The sequence below is a fragment of the Emticicia sp. genome (assembly GCF_049241225.1).
Lineage (GTDB): Bacteria > Bacteroidota > Bacteroidia > Cytophagales > Spirosomataceae > Emticicia.
In genome coordinates, this window is record NZ_JBMLRC010000422.1 from 1 (window position 1) to 4,100 (window position 4,100).

The 4,100-nt window shown below is 38.8% G+C and carries 3 protein-coding genes; 1 reads left to right on the forward strand and 2 read right to left on the reverse strand.

All coding sequences use genetic code 11. The features are described 5' to 3' along the window. Window positions 1-68: 68 nt before the first annotated feature. Window positions 69-1,100: a PmoA family protein gene (locus tag ACOVO2_RS21750; protein ID WP_421771989.1), complete on the reverse strand. Its 1,032-nt coding sequence runs from the start codon at window positions 1,098-1,100 to the stop codon at window positions 69-71. Between the two features lie 141 nt (window positions 1,101-1,241). Beyond that, complete coding sequence (locus tag ACOVO2_RS21755; protein ID WP_421771990.1) at window positions 1,242-1,907, reverse strand: DUF2490 domain-containing protein; 666 nt, start codon at window positions 1,905-1,907, stop codon at window positions 1,242-1,244. A 415-nt stretch (window positions 1,908-2,322) separates the two neighbouring features. Here ACOVO2_RS21755 and typA point away from each other — a divergent pair. Then, the coding region (gene typA / locus ACOVO2_RS21760; protein ID WP_421771991.1) for a translational GTPase TypA at window positions 2,323-4,100 on the forward strand (1,778 nt) is incomplete at its 3' end.

Consider the following 4,100-nt stretch of genomic DNA (forward strand, 5'->3'; position numbering starts at 1 on the left):
TACGCAAATAAAAAACGTGGCACATTATAAAAATATGCCACGTTTTTCTTGCTTAAAAAGCTATGTTATCACTGCACTTTAGCAAAATCGGCAGTTAGTTTGTTCATTTCTGTATCCGAAACTTCGCCCGAAGTTACCACCAAACGGAAACGCATGGTTGTTGATTGCTTAGGAGCAAGTTTGAAATTGAGTTCCTCTTTGCCATTTGAGAATACTTTTTGTCCGAATGGATTTGCCGAGAAAAGACCATAACCACGTGAGTGCCAGTAAGTTGGATACCCAACATTTTTCGGATGGTCGATAATGGCAACTGAGATTTTTTCTTCACCGATTTTTCCACGAAGATTCACCCAATCAGAGCGTTTTGCCCAAGTATCTTCCCCTTCAATTCCTTCTTTGTTGCGATAACTTCCTGTGATTCCTGTATTATCCAATACTGGCACTTTGGTAGCCACGCCACTTGCATCCGTAAATACTTCGGCTTTGTTTGAAGGATGCTCCAACTGGCGAGCCAAACGGATAGCAAACGTACCATCTTTTACGTCCTTGAATGTTACTTCTTTATCAGCAGCCGTTAGGGTTGTAATTCTATCAGTAATTCGTTGTTTATCAGTACCTTGAAAAATGTAGGTCGTTGTTTCTTTCAACATAATTTTTCCGTCTTTATCCAACCAATCGGCTGTAACTACCAACGAACCTTTATTTGCACCCGATTTTACTGATTTGATTCCCGTATGAACGATTGTTCCGTAAACTCCCTTCGGATTGGGCGGCGTATTTGAGTTATTCCAAAAATCGTGGCCATTTACATCTTCATAATTAAACCAAACGCCAACATGATGCGGGTGGTCGATACGCTCGCCCGGGCGTGGGTCCATTGGCCAGCCACGCGTGATAAGTGTACCTTCGGATGTACGAACTGGGTATAAAACCGCTTTTTTCAGCACATCTGGGCCTGGGTAGATATAAGAAGTGAAAGGTTTGCCATCGACCAAGACATCAACCTTTTTATTGGCATCGTCACGAACGAGTTTCACAGGTTTTGTTTGCCCAAACATAACGGCAGGAACGAGTGAAAAAAGCAAAAATATTTTTTTCATGGTTTTTTAAATTGGATAGAGTAAAACAATGTAACAAAGTAACTACTCTTTTTCAAGCTTAACTACCGAAATATTTGCTTTTTCTTATATTTTTTTGACTTTAATTTAGGCAAAACAGGAAATTGATGCTTAAAAATTGACTCATAAACGATACATCAGCCCCACAACAAGGGCATGTTCGTTGTCGATTTCATTGGTTGTGCGACGGCGACGGAAAATATAACGATAGCCCAATTCTGACTCTAAATATTTAGTAAAATTATGATTGAAAGTTACACCTGCTTGGTTCTGTTCATATTTTTTTGTTGAATTAGGTGGAGCTCCTAACAAAAACTCTTGTAAAAATATCAAACTATTTGTTTCAGAAATCGGCTGACGAAATTGAAAACGTTGGCGAAAACGCCCAGCCGTACGTTCAGCAAAATGTCTATACTCATACTGGGTTCGCCACTGAAAAGTACCTTTTTTTATGGTCTTAAAATATTCGATTCCAGGAACAAATCGCCACTCAACAGTGGGAGGTCTTTCCAAATCAGCTTCTTTTCCTAAAATTGGATAGGCATTCCATCTTGAAACCCCAAAGCTAAAAAGCCAGTCTTTTGTACGATATCCTACCATCAGACGCTGGGCGTCAAGAAAAGGTTTATTTAAAAAATTGTATTTAGAATAACGAAAATCATTTTGTCGTCGATAGGCCACATCGCCCGAAATAAGCAATTTGCCAAATTGCTTACTAATCAGGAATCTCGACCAAACGCTGGTATGATTGTAAGTTTGAGCATAACCCGAAATAGAAAAAAATATCATAAGGCAAAATCCGATGGTTTGGTAAGTTTGCTTATGTATTTTAAAGACTTGCTTTTCGTTTTTCACTGAATGTAATTATCTGATATACAGGGTTCTAAAAAAGAGTTTGCAAAATTACAAGAAAAAAATAAACTCGAAATTAAAATACCACTAAATCTACCAAATTAGTGTGATTTAGCTTGATTTAAGCTTAATTAAGGCCCACCTAAATTGTTCAAATTATTGATTTTCGTAAAAATAATTGTACTATTCTTATTAACAATTTGATAATCAGGGGATTGTCAGAATTAGTTAAGGAATTATCATTTATATTCCGTAATTTTGCGGTTTATTTAAGAAAAAGTGTTCTTCGTCATTGTTTATCCGTCGTCCGTTGGGTAAATGCTGACGCCAACGAACTAAACAATTACATTTAATGAATAATATCAGAAACATCGCCATCATTGCCCACGTTGACCACGGTAAAACTACATTGGTTGATAAAATCATTCACGCTTCAAAAATTTTCAGAGAAAACCAAGAATTCGGTGATTTGATTCTTGATAACAATGACCTTGAGCGTGAGCGTGGTATCACTATCGTTTCTAAAAACGTTTCAGTGAGATACAATGGCGTAAAAATTAACATCATTGATACCCCAGGTCACTCTGACTTTGGTGGAGAAGTGGAGCGTGTATTGAAATTAGCCGATGGCGTAATTTTATTAGTTGATGCTTTTGAAGGACCAATGCCACAAACTCGTTTTGTATTGGGCAAAGCTCTTCAATTAGGTTTGAAACCAATCGTTGTTGTAAATAAAGTTGATAAAGAAAACTGTCGCCCAGACGAAGTTCACGAGCAAGTTTTCGATTTGATGTTTAACCTCGAAGCAACCGAAGACCAACTTGATTTCCCTTGTCTTTATGGTTCATCAAAACAAGGTTGGATGAGTACTGATTGGAAAACTCCAACAACCGACATCGTTCCGTTGTTAGATGCTATCATTGAGCATATTCCTGCGTCTCCAGTAGTTGACGGAACAGCTCAATTACAAATCACTTCACTCGATTATTCTTCTTTTGTAGGTCGTATCGCTATCGGTCGTGTAGCAAGAGGCGTTTTGAAAGAGGGTATGCAAGTAGCTCTTTGTAAAGCGGATGGCTCAATCAAGAGAAACAAAATCAAAGAATTACAAGTATTTGAAGGTCTTGGTAAAGTAAAAGTTGCAGAAGTAGCTTCGGGTGAAATTTGTGCGATTACAGGTATCGAAGATTTCGAAATCGGTGATACTATCGCTGATATGGAAAACCCAGAGGCTTTACCACGTATCTCAATCGACGAGCCTACGATGAACATGTTGTTTACGATTAACAACTCTCCTTTCTTCGGAAAAGAAGGTAAATTCGTAACATCACGCCACCTTCGTGACCGTTTGATGAAAGAAACAGAGAAAAATCTTGCTTTGAGAGTACAATCGGGCGATACTGAAGATAAATTCTTAGTGTTTGGTCGTGGTATCCTCCACTTGTCAGTTCTTATCGAAACGATGCGTCGTGAAGGTTATGAGCTTCAAGTTGGTCAACCACAAGTATTATACAAAGAGGGCGAAAACGGCGAGCGTCTCGAGCCAATCGAAACTTTGGTTGTTGACGTTCCAGAAGAAACTGCTGGTAAAGTAATCGAATTAGCTACACAACGTAAAGGTGAATTGTTGATTATGGAGCCAAAAGGCGACTTACAACACCTTGAGTTCAATATTCCATCACGTGGTTTGATTGGTTTACGTTCAAGCGTATTGACAGCTACTTTCGGAGAAGCTATCATGAACCACCGTTTCAAATCTTATGAGCCATTCAAAGGAGCAATTCCTGGTCGTGTAAACGGTTCATTGATTGCCAGCGGTAATGGTCCAGCTACGCCTTACTCGATTGATAAATTACAAGACAGAGGAGCGTTCTTCATCGACCCAGGTGAAGAGGTTTATATGGGTATGGTAATTGGTGAGCATAACCGTCAGAACGACATCGTTGTGAACGTACAAACTGCGAAACAATTAACCAACATGCGTGCATCTGGCTCAGATACAAACGTGAAAATTGCTCCAAAAATCAACTTCTCGTTAGAAGATGCCATGGAGTATATCCAAAAAGATGAATACTTAGAAATCACGCCAAAATCGATTCGTATGCGTAAGATTTATCTTGACGAAAACGA